16 protein-coding genes are annotated in these 15,741 nt (G+C 40.8%); 4 read left to right on the top strand and 12 right to left on the bottom strand.

The window, feature by feature from the left end; translation table 11 throughout:
* The first annotated feature begins 253 nt into the window (after positions 1-253).
* From PN457_RS12885 to PN457_RS12875, 3 genes are all read left to right on the top strand, one after another.
* Positions 254-1,405 (top strand): LptF/LptG family permease, encoded by a 1,152-nt coding sequence (locus PN457_RS12885; protein ID WP_271733754.1) that lies wholly within the window; start codon positions 254-256, stop codon positions 1,403-1,405.
* Between the two features lie 83 nt (positions 1,406-1,488).
* Positions 1,489-1,647 (top strand): BrnT family toxin, encoded by a 159-nt coding sequence (locus tag PN457_RS18335; RefSeq protein ID WP_334310764.1) that lies wholly within the window; start codon positions 1,489-1,491, stop codon positions 1,645-1,647.
* Positions 1,648-1,748: 101 nt separating this feature from the next.
* Positions 1,749-1,970, top strand: coding sequence for a hypothetical protein (locus tag PN457_RS12875; RefSeq protein WP_271733753.1), 222 nt, complete (start codon positions 1,749-1,751; stop codon positions 1,968-1,970).
* Positions 1,971-2,008: 38 nt separating this feature from the next.
* On the opposite strand, the gene PN457_RS12870 is transcribed toward PN457_RS12875, so the two are convergent.
* From PN457_RS12870 to dndC, 9 genes are all read right to left on the bottom strand, one after another.
* Positions 2,009-2,767 carry a HEAT repeat domain-containing protein gene (locus PN457_RS12870; protein ID WP_271733752.1) on the bottom strand — a complete coding sequence of 253 codons (759 nt, stop codon included), beginning with the start codon at positions 2,765-2,767 and terminating at the stop codon, positions 2,009-2,011.
* 86 nt (positions 2,768-2,853) lie between these two features.
* A complete protein-coding gene (locus PN457_RS12865; protein ID WP_271733756.1) occupies positions 2,854-3,255 on the bottom strand; it encodes a GNAT family N-acetyltransferase in 402 nt (133 codons plus the stop codon).
* Positions 3,256-3,322: 67 nt separating this feature from the next.
* Positions 3,323-3,574 carry a hypothetical protein gene (locus tag PN457_RS12860; RefSeq protein WP_271733750.1) on the bottom strand — a complete coding sequence of 84 codons (252 nt, stop codon included), beginning with the start codon at positions 3,572-3,574 and terminating at the stop codon, positions 3,323-3,325.
* 68 nt (positions 3,575-3,642) lie between these two features.
* Entirely contained in the window at positions 3,643-4,056 is a 414-nt protein-coding gene (locus PN457_RS12855) for an ABC transporter permease (RefSeq protein WP_271733749.1), read from the bottom strand.
* Positions 4,041-5,330 (bottom strand): AmpG family muropeptide MFS transporter, encoded by a 1,290-nt coding sequence (locus tag PN457_RS12850; protein WP_271733755.1) that lies wholly within the window; start codon positions 5,328-5,330, stop codon positions 4,041-4,043. The genes PN457_RS12855 and PN457_RS12850 overlap by 16 nt, the downstream gene beginning before the upstream one ends.
* An 84-nt stretch (positions 5,331-5,414) precedes the next feature.
* Positions 5,415-6,872 (bottom strand): DNA phosphorothioation-associated putative methyltransferase, encoded by a 1,458-nt coding sequence (locus PN457_RS12845; protein ID WP_271733748.1) that lies wholly within the window; start codon positions 6,870-6,872, stop codon positions 5,415-5,417.
* A 41-nt stretch (positions 6,873-6,913) separates the two neighbouring features.
* Entirely contained in the window at positions 6,914-7,300 is a 387-nt protein-coding gene (dndE, locus tag PN457_RS12840) for a DNA sulfur modification protein DndE (protein WP_271733746.1), read from the bottom strand.
* A gap of 2 nt (positions 7,301-7,302) precedes the next feature.
* Complete coding sequence (gene dndD, locus PN457_RS12835; protein WP_271733745.1) at positions 7,303-9,288, bottom strand: DNA sulfur modification protein DndD; 1,986 nt, start codon at positions 9,286-9,288, stop codon at positions 7,303-7,305.
* Between the two features lie 43 nt (positions 9,289-9,331).
* Positions 9,332-10,933, bottom strand: coding sequence for a DNA phosphorothioation system sulfurtransferase DndC (gene dndC, locus PN457_RS12830; protein ID WP_271733744.1), 1,602 nt, complete (start codon positions 10,931-10,933; stop codon positions 9,332-9,334).
* Between the two features lie 178 nt (positions 10,934-11,111).
* Between dndC and PN457_RS12825 the strand changes: the two genes are divergently transcribed.
* Positions 11,112-12,689 (top strand): DGQHR domain-containing protein, encoded by a 1,578-nt coding sequence (locus PN457_RS12825; protein WP_271733743.1) that lies wholly within the window; start codon positions 11,112-11,114, stop codon positions 12,687-12,689.
* Positions 12,690-12,716: 27 nt separating this feature from the next.
* Here the strand turns inward: PN457_RS12825 and PN457_RS12820 are convergent, their stop codons facing one another.
* From PN457_RS12820 to PN457_RS12810, 3 genes are all read right to left on the bottom strand, one after another.
* Positions 12,717-13,190 (bottom strand): DNA phosphorothioation-associated protein 4, encoded by a 474-nt coding sequence (locus PN457_RS12820; RefSeq protein WP_271733742.1) that lies wholly within the window; start codon positions 13,188-13,190, stop codon positions 12,717-12,719.
* A gap of 79 nt (positions 13,191-13,269) precedes the next feature.
* Complete coding sequence (locus PN457_RS12815; protein WP_271733741.1) at positions 13,270-15,339, bottom strand: AAA family ATPase; 2,070 nt, start codon at positions 15,337-15,339, stop codon at positions 13,270-13,272.
* Positions 15,336-15,509 carry a hypothetical protein gene (locus PN457_RS12810; RefSeq protein ID WP_271733740.1) on the bottom strand — a complete coding sequence of 58 codons (174 nt, stop codon included), beginning with the start codon at positions 15,507-15,509 and terminating at the stop codon, positions 15,336-15,338. Before PN457_RS12810 ends, PN457_RS12815 begins: the two co-directional genes overlap by 4 nt.
* Between the last annotated feature and the right edge of the window lie 232 nt (positions 15,510-15,741).

The raw sequence follows: 15,741 nt of genomic DNA, 5'->3' as shown, positions 1-15,741 counted from the left end.
TTCTTTAACGCAAAGGGGCGCTAAGGTAACGCTAAGGTGCGCAAAGGTGGAAGGCTCACAACTTGTAACTAAAACAGGGATTCTATTTAGTAGTGCGGGTATCTTACCCGCTATCTCTAATTAATTTAACCCCAAAGGGGAAGCTAACCTACGCCAATAAAACCACAATAGCTGATTATCTAGATAATCGGCTATGAGACTCTTAATTCATTCCCCGGCTCATTCCAATATTACATAACCAACAAAATGATAAATGAAAAAAATCAGCTTTTTTGCTCAAATATCATTATTGAACTATTATTTAATTTCTGAGTTGATTCGCCCCTTATTATTTAGCATTATCATTGTGACTGTGGTAGCTGAGTCTATTGGCATATCCTTTGAGCAGTTTAAATTTCTAATTAATAAACAGTTATCTTTTCCAGTTTTAATATATCTACATATTCTTAAATTACCTGAGTTTATTGTATTGGCTTTACCTATTGCCACTTTAATGGCAACTATTTTTACTTATCAGAAACTCTCTAGCAATACTGAAATTATTGCTTTACAAAGCTGTGGAGTCAGTTTATACAGGTTAACTTATCCCGCTATTATTACCGGTTTGTTGGTAACGTTCATCCAATTTACATTTAATGATATATTTGTTCCCCCCGCTAATTATCAGGCTGCGATCACTTTAGAAAGTTCTCTAAATATTAATAGGTCAAACCTGAAAAACTCTGATATCTTTTACACGGAGTTTTATCAAGATTATGTTGGAGAACAGAATCAAAGGTCTCTTAAGTATCTATTTTATGCAGATAAGTTTATTGATGGCAAGCTGCAATCTGTCACTCTATTAATTCGCGATGCGCAAAGACTGAAGATAATTATTACTTCTAGTTTTGCCCAATGCTATGAGCAACAAGAATATTGCTATTTTTATCATGGTTCCCACAGTCTGATTAATGCTGATGGCTCCTATGGTCAAAGGGTTATGTTTGATACTATGCCCTTATATCTGCCTCATATATCTTCACAGTTTCAAGCAGACAGAGAAAAGCTTGATGACCGAGAAATGAATATATATCAAGCTTATCAGCGATTGTCTGTTCTGGAAACAGCAGGCGATCGCCGTGAGTTCCTCAATCTCAAGTTTCACATTTACAAGCGATTTAGTTCTGCTGTCTCCTGTACTGTCTTTGCTTTTTTGGGTGGGGCGATCGGCATTAATTTACAACCCAGAGTTAGATATAATAGCTTTGCTTTGACTCTAGGAATTATTTTAGTTTACGATGCAGTTCAAATAATATCCGGTATTCTCATTATATCAGATGTTGTCTCTTTTTCCTGCCTATGGTTGCCAAATATAGCTGCTGTTATGGTTGGAGTTGATTTATTAATTAAAAAAACCACACCATAACTGTTTACTTTTCATCAGTATGGTAATAAACCGCTTAAAGATGTTTTACGTAAAAATCAAGTAGAGTAGCAAGTGTTGTTTAAATGCAATTTGAATGGAATCCAGACAAGGCGAACTCGAACCTGAAAAAGCATGGCGTTTCATTCAACGAGGCGTCTACTGTTTTCAATGATCCTTTATCTGTGACATTCCCTGACCCAGAGCACTCTTACGGTGAGGAGCGTTACGTTATCATTGGATGATCCAGTGCTAATCGTATCCTGATAGTCTCCCATACAGATCGAGCAGATCGCGTTCGGATTATCAGCGCACGAGAAGGAACCCGCACAGGAGCGGAGGTTTTATGAAGATGGAGAGTAACCACGAGCTAGAAGACGACTTAAGACCTGAGTATGACTTTAGCAAGATGCAGGGTGGTGTTAGAGGAAAATATGTTGATCGCTACCCAGCAGGAACAAATGTAGTATTACTTGAACCTGACGTTGCTCAAGCCTTTCCCACAAGTGAATCGGTTAACGAAGCACTTCGTCTGCTTATGCAAATCGCTCAGAGACAGAAATCTTAAACAGCAAACCGATGGCTTTAAGTATCATTCCCCACCCATCAAAACCATCCCTCTTGTTCTAGGGTTTCAATCAGCTGTAAGCCACGGGGGTCACCTACCCCTAATAGTGAGGCTTTGGCGTCTTCCCGCACTCCTAAATCCTTGTCTTCGGCGAAGGCTTGAATCAAAGCGTCGATCGCTGTGGCATAGATAATATTAGACGGTAATTCTCGGCACAACTGCCCAATTGTCCAAGCGCAGTTACTCCGCACTGCTGCTACTGGGTCTTGGACTAAGGCTTCAATTACTGGTGGTATTGCTCCCACAACAGTCTCATATCCAACATCTGCCATTTGGGCTAAGGCGCTAGCAGACCACAAACGCACGGCGGAAATGTCGGTTTTTAAAGCGTCTGCTAGGGGCGCTAGAGAACGGCGATCGCGGCAATTTCCTAAAGCCCAAACTACCCCCTTACGTACATAGCCATTCCAATCTTTGTTAAGTTGATTGATTAACGGTTCTACTGCTTCTGGGCTGGGATTGCGTCCAATCCCATAGGCTGCACTCACCCGCACCAAGGGACAGGTATCACTTAACAGGCGAATTAAATGGGGTGTAGCCCGTGCATCTTCCAGATCACAAAAAGCACGAGCTGCAAGCATCCGTTGTTGGGGTTGATGATTTTCTAAAAGAGCTAGCATCTCCTCTGGATCTGGCTTTGTCCCTTGAGATTCAGTGGTTAGGGGTGCTATGTTATCCAGGGGGCTTTCTAGCTCTTCCTCTCCATCAAGTAGGCTTAGGTCTTCTTCGTCATACATAATTAATATTTATATATTTATCTGCTACCAGAAAAATGGTTGATATATTTAGATCATTTAGAGGTAAATAAAACTAGGACTCCTGACTACAAACCTTTAGTTAGTGATTTTAGCATCCATAGGGATTGGGTTTGATAACCTAAGTTATGGTAAAGGTTGAAGGCTGCTGAGTTGGATGGAAAAACCTGTAAACCAATTTGGCGATCGCCTCTTTGAGTTGCCCAATTTTCTACATACCTCATCATAGCTGTACCAATACCCCGTCGCCGATATTCTGGGACAACGTAGAGAAGAAAAATGTGAGCATGGCGATCGCCCCGGACTTGATCTATGGCATTTCCTACCCAGAGACAGGCAATAATAGGGGATTCCTCACCCAAACACTCTACCCACCACAAGGGTGTATCTGGGGAGAAATACTGATCAACGGTTCTGGCTAGATGGGCAAAGTCTTGCTGGGGAAATAGTTCCCGGTAAGTTTGCTGCATAAACTTGACCAGCAGCGATCGCTCTTGTGTTGAACCGGGACGAATATAGTAGCCCGGTAGCAGTTCCTCAGACAAACTCAGTTACCGTTAAATTCTTGGTTACGGGGGGTAAAATAGACAAACACACCCCAGGGGTTTGTGAAACAGAAAATAATTCTTCTTCCCCATTCACCCATGTTCCTATTTGCCCATTCTCTTCTACTGGTGCGGGTGCTGCCATATCAGAGGGTAGGAAAATACGGGCGCTGACTGCTACCAGTGCTAATGAAAAGATTAACACTACGAGCAATGGGGCAATATACTGACGAATGATCACCATAATTTAATTGCAATCTTGGGGCTGCTGAGAATATTGGCTTGACTTATTCTATCGAGTTTTGAAGCTGGTTAGCGTTGCTCCCGTTCCAAATCATCAATAGCCCTCTCGCAGTACCAATTTTCTGGCATTCCCGGATAATTAACCCTTGCTTGTTGAATCAATTGTTCAGCAGCGGCTACATCACCTCCTAATTTAGCAATGAGTTTGTTTTTGAGATGGCTATCGGTTATCAGGGTTGTTGTTTGCTCCTGTACCGCATCTCGTCTGTTTTGAGATCTTAAGCGTGATTGTTCTCGACCTAGCTGCCAAAACAAAACGTAATAAAGTGTACCAAAGATTACAACTAGACTGAATGTTCCGAAGATTGTTAGTTGGTTAAGTTCTAGAAATCCTAAAACTAACTGTGAGAGAACATAGCCGAGTAACAAGCCGGTGAGTAAGAGAATAAATGTGCCAACAATAATAACTATTTGGTTCCCCATAAATCCTCATCTTCTTCAAGTCCTGGTCTGGATATTGCCACTGGTTTAGGGGTCCAAGGGGCAAAGAATGGTAACAGAAGTAATCCTGGGATAGCAGCAACCATACTGATAATGAAAAATAAAGGCCAATCCGTAATTTTTGCTAAAGTCCCAGCGGGCGCGACTAGAATATCACGACTGACCGCCATAAAACTGGATAATAAAGCATATTGGGTGGCGGAAAACCGCTGGTTACACATATTCATCAAAAATGCCACAAAGGCTGCTGTTCCCAAGCCACCGCAGAAGTTTTCAATGTTAATTGTTAACACTAAAGCCGAGTAGTTTTTACCAAGATTAGCCAGGATATAATAAGCTAAGTTACTCACCGCTTGCAAAGCACCAAATAACCAGAGCGAACGGTTGATACCAATTCTACTCAAAATTGCTCCACCTGCTAAGGTGCCAACGATGGTAGCAATTAGCCCCATACCACCTTGAATTGCGCCGATATCGGTTTGGGTAAATCCTGTTTGCAACAAAAAGGGTGTAGACATATTGTTAACAAAGGCATCGCCCAGTCTATACAGGACGATGAACAGCACAATTAAAATTGCTTGGAGTACACCGTGGCGCCCGAAAAATTCCCCAAAGGGTAAAATTACCGCAGCTGCTAAGGATTCTGGGGGGCTGGTTTCTTTGGGTTCTGGCGCAAATAAGGTGGCAAGAATTCCAATACCCATACCCAAGGACATCAATAGGTAAACTGATGACCAGGGTAAACTGTCCGCTAGGATTAATGCCAAAGACCCTGTGAATAACAGCGCTACTCGATAACCTAAGACGAAAACAGCAGCACCTGCTCCTAATTCTAATTCTTCTAGAACATCAGTACGGTAAGCATCGGCGGCAATGTCTTGACTAGCACTTAAAAAGGCGATCGCCACAGCATTAATCGCTAATAATTGTAATGCTTGCTTGGGTTGTTGCCAAGCCATGAGGGCAATGGCAATGAATAACCCAATTTGCAGTATGATTAACCAGCCGCGTCGCCTCCCTAAAATTGGCACTGCAAACCTGTCTAGCAAGGGTGACCAGATAAATTTTAAGGAGTAGGGTAGACCTACAAGGCTGAATAAGCCAATAGCACCTAAATCTACCTGTTCTACAGTCATCCAAGCCTGGAGGGTTCGGCTGGTTAAGAACAATGGTAAGCCGGATGAGAAACCTATTAATGTCAAGGCGGCCATTTTACGGCTACCAAAAACTTTTACTAGCGATCGCACGGGGTTCATTTTGTCCAGGTTCTTTCTCAATTTGATCAATTGCAGTTATCTTGCCACAGTTGCTGTATTTTTCTTAGGAAACATGGAATTTAGTTAAAATTCTTTGAGTTGATGAATTTGATGACCTGTGATTTTTACGCCGTGTGCAGCCAAGCATTTTTCCCAACCTGCACGGGTACCAATGTCACTTTTTTGCTTGAGTAATCCTAATTCTTCTTCTTGTTGGGTGAGTTGGGCAAATTGTTGGTAGTGTGGGTAATTGGGAGTTACAAAGGTTTCTTTGCGGTGCAGAATGGGCGGATTGGCTCTATCTGCATAATCTCGGTGAGTGATGTATAGGGTTTTTAAGTCAATGGTAATACTGGCTGTTAAGGCTGGATGGGGATCAATGTCAAATTGTGGGTAAAATAAGTAAGATATTTGTTGCTTGTCAAGATGGTATTTGATTAATGTGGCTCCGTCTACACGCCCGATGGTGCGGCTAGCACAGCTTTCATAAATTCGTAGTAAGGGGTCAAGGGCTGCTAGGGCAGACACATGAACGTAAAGTGCGCCCCGTGTGTGTTTGCCAATTTTGCTCTTTTCGCAGGCTTTGTGGATAACTTGGGGATTACCTAAGCTGAAAAGCTTTTGGTCAGCTACTTGACAAGCTTCTTCGTAGCTACCAAAAAAGGCTTTGATGTCTTGGCGCATTTCTGGGGGTAGTTTGTGCCATGTGGGACGTTGATCAAAGTGACTGAGGGCAAGATATACTTGAATGTCTAAGGAACGACGATAGGCGATCGCATCCCATTCTGCTTCATCGGTAACTTGTAAAACTACATTAAAGGCTCGGCGGAAGCTACCAAATTCTGTGAGTAGTTCCTCTTGATTCCCTAATTCACCTTTTACAGGTAGCCTGCCACGTTTGGTAAAAAAGTCTATCAGTGGTTTTAGTTGTTCCTGGTAGTCTTCAAACCGCTTACTGGGAATACGTACTCTAGGTGTAGCAGTGCTAGAAAAGAACCGGATGGCTTTAAAACTTTCTTTTTCTACATCATCACGAAAGATAAAATACACACCCAAGGCTACTGGTACTGCATCTACATTCAGTACCTCATCTATGTAAGTTTTGAGTTCTTGTTGTTCGTAATATTTCTGAAAGGTGTTGCGGCGAGTAACTATACCATCGCTGTAAGCTAGTTGGGTTTTACTCGGGGCGTTAATTAATACTTGTGCAGCGACAATTAGAACTTTTTGGGTAATTTCCCAGGCGCGGATCAGACTTCGGCTGCGTTCCTCTTGGTCTTCAATGACGTTGAGGACATAACCTAAGTTGACTATATCGGCGACGCTAATGGTGTCCTTGGGAAAGTAGTAAGGGTCCCAACCGGCGCTACTATAGCCTAATTTGGCGACTCGCTGCACATCACCACCGTGGCCACAGCCATAATCAAAAAATGAAGTCTCTTGAGTGAGGATTTGCCAGTCTATTGCCAAGCGGACAGGGCGAGATATATCATGACGAGCGATCGCTGCTCTGTGACGCTCGATTTCTAAAGATTCGGCCATATCAGTTAACTGTTAACTGTTGACTGTTAACTAATATCCTTTCAATGTTTGACTGCTAATTCAATTAGGTCTTCAATTTTCTTGATATTTGGGTCTCCTGCTAAGTAACCAATTCCACGATGCAAGTGCAGGCGAAATTGCGTAGCTAGGGTTTCTTTGTCTGTACCATAGCCATCATTATGGCAGCGTTGCTTCAGGGCGAGCAGAAGAATATCGGAGATTTCGCCACCAAATACCCGCCAGGTCATTTCTACGTTGCTATCTTGGGGAATTGGTACCGGTGAGGGTGGGGCAGATTCTGCTAAGGAACGACAAAAAGCCCAACGACATAAAATGTTCCATTGGTCAATTTTAGTGCTACGTTTAAGTTTAAGTAGTTGTTCTTTGGCTGTTTGAGAAAGTTTGATTCTTTCAATGGGAGATTCCATATTTACCAAAAATATTGATTTTCTATGACTGTAGTTTGACGGGTAGAGGAGTTATACTTGAGGAGGTATTCCCGGGCGATCGCTTGATTATTTCTCAGTGTTTCTACTTCATGCTTACCAATTTCTGTATCTGTTGATAACAGTATAACTTGATGGCTAGCAGAGGGGAAATACCTTTCTAGGAGGTTTCCCCGGTGGGATGAGTCTAGTCTACCCAGGGGTGTGTCTATGGCTACGGGTAAGCGACGGCCTGAGACTCGCGCTAATCCCCAGAGAAACGCGATGGCTAGTAGTTGCTTTTCTCCCGCGGAAAGTCTCTGTTTGGATACTGATTTACCATTCAGATCATACAGCGATAGGCTGAATGTGTTGGTGTCGATGGCGACCCGATGCACTAAATCTGATTTGTGTAGCAGGTAGCGAAAGCATTCCGTAACTTCAATTTCTAGTTTATTTAGTTTTCTCAGAGTTAATTTCTCACGGAACAGTTTTAATGTATCTTGAACTTTAGCGGCTGCGTTAATAATATGTTCATTATGTTTGCGGTCAATATTAGTTTCTGTATATTGTTCTAGGCTTTTTTTTGTGTTACGAATCTCACTTTCTAATTGATTTAATTGACTTTTGGTTATTTCACAAGTTGCTTTTGCTTGTGCAACTTCCTTTTGTGTTTGTTGTAAGTTATCCACTAATCTTTGATAGTCTTCTGGAGATGCAGCGGTTTGAATTTGTCTTTCTAGGGTGATAATTTCTTCTTCTTGAAAGCGCAAATCTGTTAACTTATCTTGGGTTACTTTTTTCGTATACAACAGATAATGATGAATAATATTATCTAATTGATTCAGGGTTTCTGAGTCAGTTAATAGCCAGGATTCTTGTATGGTATCTTGCTGAATCTTATTATTTTCCGCTGAGATAAATTCTGTGATTTTCTCAACTTGCTTGTTGCTAATTTTTAATTGATTAATCAAGTCAATTAAACGCTGATCTCTTTGTAAGAGTAAATCATAGGCTACTTTAGCTTGTTGAGTGCGAAATTCTCTCTCTCCTTGAATATAAGTTTCCTGGAGTAAAGGTTCAATTAAACCTAAAGGTAAGATATCCGCAGCTAATTCACCCATGGCTAAACGTGTCTTTTCCGCGGCGCTATTTATGTCATATTTTTGTTTTTCTAACTGACTGCGATCGCCTGCTATTTTACCACCTTCAGCAATGAATTTGTCAAAAGCTTCTTGCTGCTTTGTCTCCGCTTCCAATAAAGTCTGATTAAATTCTTGGAATTGCCGCTCAATTTTATGATATTCCTGTAGTTGTACCTTCAGTTTTTGCTCAATTTCTTCTAAATTCACCAAGTCTTGAGTATCAGCGATTTCCTTACGCTTGCGGTTGACTATAATATCTAAATCAACTGATAATCGTTCAGCTAGTTCTAAACCTAAAAGCCCACGAATTGCATCAACCACAATGGGAGGAGGTGTTTCCTGCTCCGCCAGTTCCTTGACTTGTTCACCATCAAATAAAAACAAGTTAGAAATTCCTAATGGTAAGAGATTTTCTATATACTCATCCCAAATATTCACTAAGGCAATATCCAGCCATTCTTGAGCATCTAAAATACCTAGTTGGTCCTTACCATCTTTAGGTTCTTTTGTCCAGCGTCGCACCACTCTATATTTTACTGGCTCATCATTTTCAATATGTTCAAAAACCAATTCAATGCGAGTATCTTCCAGTGGTGGAGTGTGGCTATTAACGCATTGGGTGAGAAAGTCGTTATAACTTAGGTTACCACGGGTGGAACATTGGGCGCGATGACCATATAATGCTAGGCGCATTGCATCCATCAGGGTAGTTTTTCCCCCGCCATTCATTCCCCCTAATAGGATAATGGGACAAGCATTTTCTCCATCAATTTTTGGGTTAAGATTGATTACCTGACGACCACAGTAAGGACCAAAGTTTTGTAATACGAGTTCAAGGAATATCATTGATTTGTGGGTTTCTAGAATATGGGGGAATAACAGATTTTGACTAATTCCCTGTTATATCTTGCTTTTTAAATTTCATGCTTCCCCAAGATGGCGATTTATCGGGTTCATCCATAGCATTACCTAAAGTCAGCTGCTTAACCCTTTCTATATCACCTGCGTCAACCGCTGTTTTTAAATCACGTTTCAAATGGGCGTTTTTAATTGCTTCTTCAGGGGAGCGGGAACTGGTAGCAAAACATTTTTCTAGGGTGTCATATATTCCTACCCGTCGTCCCTTTTTACGATACTGGCGTTCTGTGTCCAATAACTTCGCCATTAGCTCCAAATGCATAGCATCATCACCACAGATTTCTTCTAGTACCACCCATTCATCACTCCCGAGTAAACTATACCCAGCACCGGGACGGGGGTCTTGGAATACCTCACCAGTCACCTCTTGATAAATCCGCGGTAAGGTGTCATCAAATTCATGTCTTTCTTCTAGCCAGATCCGGCGAATTTCACTCAGTTCTTCAGGGGTAATTAAAGTAATATCGCGCATATTTTCTGGTGCTCTAACTCGGAGTTGTTTTTGAACTGTGAGTAACTTTCTGAGCCAATCTTCACGCGCTTCTTTAATATATGGTCCAGGAATAGGCTCAACTGATACTTCACCTTCTAAGTTACGTTCATATAGTTGGACATCCCCACTTCTGCGGCGAAAGTCTCTGCGATCGCGGTTTTCTTCAATATCTAATTCCTTACGGAAATCAAGTAAAGGTTGCATCCACTCTTTTTCTTCATCATTTTGAATCATAGCTGTCAGTGATTTATCCTGACTAACTAATGTACAAACCCAGCAACCAAAACGAGAGCTACCACAACTGGGAGTAGTTGTATCCACTACTAAAGGACATTCATTATCAGCAGATGCACCTCTATAAATGGCGAATAAATCTTTATTGCTATAATTCCAAGGGTTTTCCCATTGCATCAGATAAATCCAAACCTCATCATTTTGCCAATCCTCAATGGGACTGTAAACTAGAGAGTTTGGCAAGTTCATGTTAGGACTGAGGTGAGCACGTACCCGTTTAGCTTCCCATTTTTTCATTCTATTAGCACGCGCTCTGCTTTCAGCTTTGCGAGTACCTAGTACAACAATGGCCTCCCCTTTCGTACGGATGACATCACGAATAAAGCGATTGGAGGGATTTATTTTGAGACGTTCTGTACACCAGCGAAATTTACCTCTTGGCGCTGGGTACCCTTTACCAATCAAACCAACCCAAAAAGTTTGCTTAGGTTCTGGCTGTAATAAATGGGTTTCAAATGGTAATTTTTGCCTTTGGGCTTCAGTTTTCATCTGTTTGAGCGAATTACGTACCCACGCAGCTACGATAGGATTTTCTACCAGTGTATCTGTAGTAATTACGTAAATTTTTTTGTGGATTTTTTCCGGTGGTAGTCCGGCGATCGCATTCCATACCAGTTGTAAAGTTGCTGTACTGTCTTTACCACCTGAATATCCCACTACCCAAGGTACATCATCTAAACAATACAATTCTTGAATTTCAGTGGTCAAAGCTTGGATATCAGCCACCAAATTTGCTACAGTGGGCGATTGCTGACCTTTATTTTCTGGTTGTTGTGCTGTAGTCATGGTCTTTCTACCTCTGAAAATATCGGCGTGACTATTTCCATCCGAGTCAATGGAAATGGCTAACATACAAAAAAATTTACTTAATATAGGTACGAAAAATTTTTAAAAACCTTACTACTAATACCCAATTTTGCGGATAATTCTACTATCCTACACTATTTAGTTTTGAAAATTTAACATGACCCACTCTGACATCGCTCAGGAATACCTGGAAAGAGAACATAAGGAACAACAGGTACTATCCTTACTACTCAAAAATTTCTTAGCCAAAAAAGACCATATTTTCGTCCAGAAAACTGAGATGGGTGGTACTGAGGCTTATGTTGGTTCTGTCACCCTAGAATGGTTTGCGGGTCGCGTTCACTTCGCATCTGGTTTACCCTTACTTCAGAAAAAGTACAATCCACAAACTGGTAATGTAGTTGACGCAGACAGCATTGACGAGATTCAGCAACGTCCCCTTGACTGGTCACGACAAGCGCCCCTAGTACAGTACTTAGCAGCGCGGAAAAGTCACAAATTCCCACCTGTTCTCGTGGTGATTAATCAACCCTGGGTGGATAATCCCAAAGCTCCTGAGTGGGATAGTCAGGGAATAGCTTTAAAATCTACCACTGATTTTACCCCTTTGGATCAAGACGGTAAAGTGGGTCTGCTGAATATTTCTGAGGATGATGTGAATATTTATGCTTTAGATGGTCAACACCGCCTGATGGGTGTGCAGGGTTTGATGGAGTTAATCAAAACCAGCAAACTGCAGCGCTATAAGAAGGATAAAACTGCTGATGATAATTCGCTCACAGTCAGTGATTTGATAGAAAAGTACCAAGTAGACCTTGACGAGTTACAAAGTTTACCCAAAGAAAAAATTGGCATTGAGTTCATCTGTGCAGTTGCGTCTGGGGAAACTCGCACCCAGGCGCGGCGCAGAGTGAGATCGATTTTTGTTCATGTTAACTTGATGGCTGCACCTTTAACTAAAGGTCAATTAGCACAGCTAAATGAGGATGATGGTTTTTCCATTGTGTCCAGAAAAATCGCTGTTACTCATCCGCTTCTCGAACAACGACAAGATCGCAATCCTCGCGTTAATTGGAATAGTGGGACAGTGGCATCTAATTCTACTGTTTTAACCACCCTGCAAGCTCTCCATGATATGTGTGAGCGATATTTGGGGCAAAAGTTCCCTCACTGGAAACCTGCGGAAAAAGGCTTAATTCCTATGCGACCAGAGGATGACGAACTTGAGCAGGGAATTGAGGAATTCCGTCAGCTATTTGATTATTTAGCAACCCTTCCCAGTTATAAGCTGCTGGATGAAGAAGACACCCCCACTTTGCGACGCTTTAGTTTTGAAAAGGATGGAGGTGACGGAAATATGCTTTTCCGTCCTGTAGCTCAAGTGGCTTTAGCTCAAGCTTTGGGAATTTTGGTTTTTCAAAAGGGTTTCTCACTGGAGGATATCTTTAAAAAGCTGCGGAAATTCGACCGACAAGGCGGCTTGAGTGGTATGGAGTATCCACAATCGTTATGGTATGGTGTTTTGTATGACCCCAATAAAAAGCGGGTGCAGGTTTCAGGACGGGAATTAGCAGCCAAGTTACTCATTTATATTTTGGGTGGAGTTCAGGAGCAGATGGAACGAGCTGAACTGCGCAGGGCTTTGGCTGATGCGAGAACTGTAGAAAATAAAACCATAGGCTTTGATGGTAAGTTGGTTGAACCTAAGCAAGTAGGACTACCAATTATTTTATAAGTAGCAGAGTTAGCAAGGTTATGGTCATCAAAAAAGAAATTTGCTTAAATCAAATTCCTCTTCTTCTTCCCCGTAATTGCTTCTTTCATAAGTTAAAAATAATAAAATGCGCTCTGAATAATCCACTGCTCCCCTTAACTCTTGTTCTAATATCTCCAGTCCCCCATTAGCATATTCTTCAAAAATATGGTTACGTTGCTTATCATATTCTTCTTCATGGGGAGATAATACTTTAATGTGCTGAGTTTCAGTTACTCCCAATAATTTAATCACTATGTCAGTTCCCACTGAAGCAAAATATTCTAACCTAATAGGTGATGGTTCCCTTTTGGCAATTTCCCCCAAAGGGACACGCTTTTTATGCTTTGCACCCAAAGCTGCTGCAAATACGATGACATCAGCAAAAGTGGAAAACGGTCCTGTTCCGCCCTCTGAAGATGTTAAATCCTTAACTAACTGAGCCTTGTCTTTAGCAACCCTGATTCTACCAGTTTCAACCATTATCCTTAAAATCACTATTTTATACTAAAACAGCTGGCGATCGCCTTTTTTCTCTTATCCTGCATCATTCACACGACAGTTAATTACGAACTACTTCCATAATTTCGGTATACTCAAAATCATTGGGACTTTGCCTGATTAAAGAATATCTTTCTTTACCTAACTGAATATAATCTTGCTCACAATCTGGTTTAGAAGAATAATAATTCAGCACATATTCTCTCCCAATCATCTCCGTCATTTCCTCTTCCACCTCACCCCGCCATTGAGTCTTAGTTACTAACACAATTAACTGATTAGCTAATTCAGGAATTTTCGCTGCTATACGTCTACGTGAGGTTTCATCCAAACTACCAAAGGGCGAATCCATGACTATGGGAAAAGTACTACTATCAGGAAGCATCATCATTTTGCGCTTTTGACTCCATTCCCTCACCTTATCCATAATACTAGTAATAAAAGATAAACTGAGAATTTGGTTTTCCCCAGTGGAAGATGCAACTGGTGCTTCTATACCCGCAGTATATTCTACTAAAGTCAATTCATATTTTTCGCTAATTTTGGGAGTATATGGTTTGACTGAAAGCAGATTGAATATCTCTTGTACTCGCTTTTCCAGTTGCAGACGAAATTGTTTTTCTTGCCGATTTTTAACTTCTGTTAAGCGTTCAATAGCATCTTGAGTAGCATGAATGCGGCGCTGTGCTAATATTTGTTTTGCTTCATTTAGTTGCTGTTTAGATATTTGTTTAGCTAAAGCATCAAGTTCTGTTTTTAATTGGATAAGTTGCTGCTGATTTGCACCCTGTTCTCTATTTAATTCATCAATATTAAGTTCTATTTCGTCTAAACGTTTTTGCAAGCTGCTAATTTCCTCATTAGTATCTTTTCTGAGTTTATCTTGAATATTATCTAACTCATTCTCCACTTGAGATATTGTGTCCCTTAACTGTTTAATCCTGGCTTGTTCTTTATCAACTTCTTCCCAAAAAGCCGCTGCTTGTTTATCGATTTCATCTACTTGAACAGCCATACGAATTGCTGTTTCTTCCACTACTGAAGAACCTGCTTTAACTAACCAGGTTTGAATATGTTTATGATGAGCAGTACCAATGCTTAAGTCAGCACCACAAATACAGCGTTCAGATTTTAATAAGTCATTCAGAAATTCCCGCGAAATACCCGACTTTAACTCACCTCTCTGCTTTAAATCATCAATAATTTTCCGAAATTGAGATGTAGTATCCGAAAGCATGACTGTATAACCCCGTGCTGAAATTATCTTTTTCAGGGCTTCTTTATTTTTCTTAAATGCTTCCTGGTTTTCTGCTTTCTGTAATTCTAAACTTTTCCATCTGTCTTGCAATTCTTTAGCAGCAACAAGTTCTAGCAAGCGGTTACTTGTCTCTTTCTTCAAAGTGTGTTGATATTCTAATTCTTTTTTAATTTCTGTTTGTCTGTTGGTGATGCGTTCACTCTCTTGTTCTATCTTCTCTTGCTGTCTGAGTAGCTGTTTCGTTTCTGCATTACCAATCGCTTTTAGTTCATTTTCCAAACTTTTTTTAGCTTCTCCTAGGTGTCTAATGGAACGGTTAATCACCTCCACACCCAAGAAAATTTTAGTCGCTTCGGCAATTTCGGCTTTTTTATCACATCGCACTATTTCCTCTATGCGTTCACCGTCAAAGAAAAAATACTGATGTAAACTTGCAGGTAAAATCTGATTAATGATATTATCGGGGTTTTGGTTTGGGATATACCATTGACCATCATCCTCACATACCCACATCCGTAACTCAGTTTTACTCGCTTCAAAGTCAATATCATTTTTATAAACTCGACAGGAACGTTTAACTCGATAGCGTTTACCTTCATGTTCCCAGGCCACTTCTACCCAACATTCCACAGCTTGACCTTTTTGAGCTTCGGCTATTGAGCGTTTATTAACTAGTTGTTCTGTGGAAGCAAAAGCAGCAGTAAATTTTTCATATAACACCCAAGTAAATGCATTGAGTAGACTCGTCTTTCCAGAACCATTATTTCCATGAATAATTGTGGTGTTACGATTATCTCCTACTGCAAGCAGTATTTCTGGTGTTGTGCCATAAAAGGAGCGAAAGTTGCACAGTTTAATTGAAGTCAGCTTCATCGCACCTCTTCCTTCACAATATCCAATATCTCTTCATTTATATGGCTATTGCTTTTCTTATCTAGTCTCCCTTTTTCTAACTTCCATACTCGCTCAATAATTTGTCGCACTTCTGGCGGTGCGCTGGTAATTGGTTCCTGCACATCCTCGATATTTGACTCTGAACGCATTTGAGATTTTCAATAGGTTTTTTATATTCTATCTACCTGATTATATTTATCTTTTTGTTGTATTGCGAATTGATGGCGGAAAAAGGTTGATTTTCACAATTGTTTCTGCTAAAATTAGGTTAGATTTTCATCATAATGGGGTATTATGAAAATTTTTATTTGCAGTCACAACCGATTATAATTAACCTTATGATCATCTTCCCATATTACGCCCCATTTATTCCCCAACTTA

The sequence above is a fragment of the Anabaenopsis arnoldii genome (genome assembly GCF_028331025.1).
GTDB lineage: Bacteria > Cyanobacteriota > Cyanobacteriia > Cyanobacteriales > Nostocaceae > Anabaenopsis > Anabaenopsis arnoldii.
The sequence above is the reverse complement of the archived record's forward strand: the minus strand, read 5'-3'. Positions and strand labels throughout refer to the sequence as shown.

What these genes read in the sequence shown, in the direction of transcription:
- PN457_RS12885 (WP_271733754.1), top strand. Translation starts at nt 254, where the DNA reads ATGAAAAAAATCAGCTTTTTTGCTCAAATATCATTATTGAACTATTAT.
- PN457_RS18335 (WP_334310764.1), top strand. Translation starts at nt 1,489, where the DNA reads ATGCAATTTGAATGGAATCCAGACAAGGCGAACTCGAACCTGAAAAAG.
- PN457_RS12875 (WP_271733753.1), top strand. Translation starts at nt 1,749, where the DNA reads ATGAAGATGGAGAGTAACCACGAGCTAGAAGACGACTTAAGACCTGAG.
- PN457_RS12870 (WP_271733752.1), bottom strand. Translation starts at nt 2,767, where the DNA reads ATGTATGACGAAGAAGACCTAAGCCTACTTGATGGAGAGGAAGAGCTA.
- PN457_RS12865 (WP_271733756.1), bottom strand. Translation starts at nt 3,255, where the DNA reads ATGCAGCAAACTTACCGGGAACTATTTCCCCAGCAAGACTTTGCCCAT.
- PN457_RS12860 (WP_271733750.1), bottom strand. Translation starts at nt 3,574, where the DNA reads ATGGTGATCATTCGTCAGTATATTGCCCCATTGCTCGTAGTGTTAATC.
- PN457_RS12855 (WP_271733749.1), bottom strand. Translation starts at nt 4,056, where the DNA reads ATGGGGAACCAAATAGTTATTATTGTTGGCACATTTATTCTCTTACTC.
- PN457_RS12850 (WP_271733755.1), bottom strand. Translation starts at nt 5,330, where the DNA reads ATGAACCCCGTGCGATCGCTAGTAAAAGTTTTTGGTAGCCGTAAAATG.
- PN457_RS12845 (WP_271733748.1), bottom strand. Translation starts at nt 6,872, where the DNA reads ATGGCCGAATCTTTAGAAATCGAGCGTCACAGAGCAGCGATCGCTCGT.
- dndE (WP_271733746.1), bottom strand. Translation starts at nt 7,300, where the DNA reads ATGGAATCTCCCATTGAAAGAATCAAACTTTCTCAAACAGCCAAAGAA.
- dndD (WP_271733745.1), bottom strand. Translation starts at nt 9,288, where the DNA reads ATGATATTCCTTGAACTCGTATTACAAAACTTTGGTCCTTACTGTGGT.
- dndC (WP_271733744.1), bottom strand. Translation starts at nt 10,933, where the DNA reads ATGACTACAGCACAACAACCAGAAAATAAAGGTCAGCAATCGCCCACT.
- PN457_RS12825 (WP_271733743.1), top strand. Translation starts at nt 11,112, where the DNA reads ATGACCCACTCTGACATCGCTCAGGAATACCTGGAAAGAGAACATAAG.
- PN457_RS12820 (WP_271733742.1), bottom strand. Translation starts at nt 13,190, where the DNA reads ATGGTTGAAACTGGTAGAATCAGGGTTGCTAAAGACAAGGCTCAGTTA.
- PN457_RS12815 (WP_271733741.1), bottom strand. Translation starts at nt 15,339, where the DNA reads ATGAAGCTGACTTCAATTAAACTGTGCAACTTTCGCTCCTTTTATGGC.
- PN457_RS12810 (WP_271733740.1), bottom strand. Translation starts at nt 15,509, where the DNA reads ATGCGTTCAGAGTCAAATATCGAGGATGTGCAGGAACCAATTACCAGC.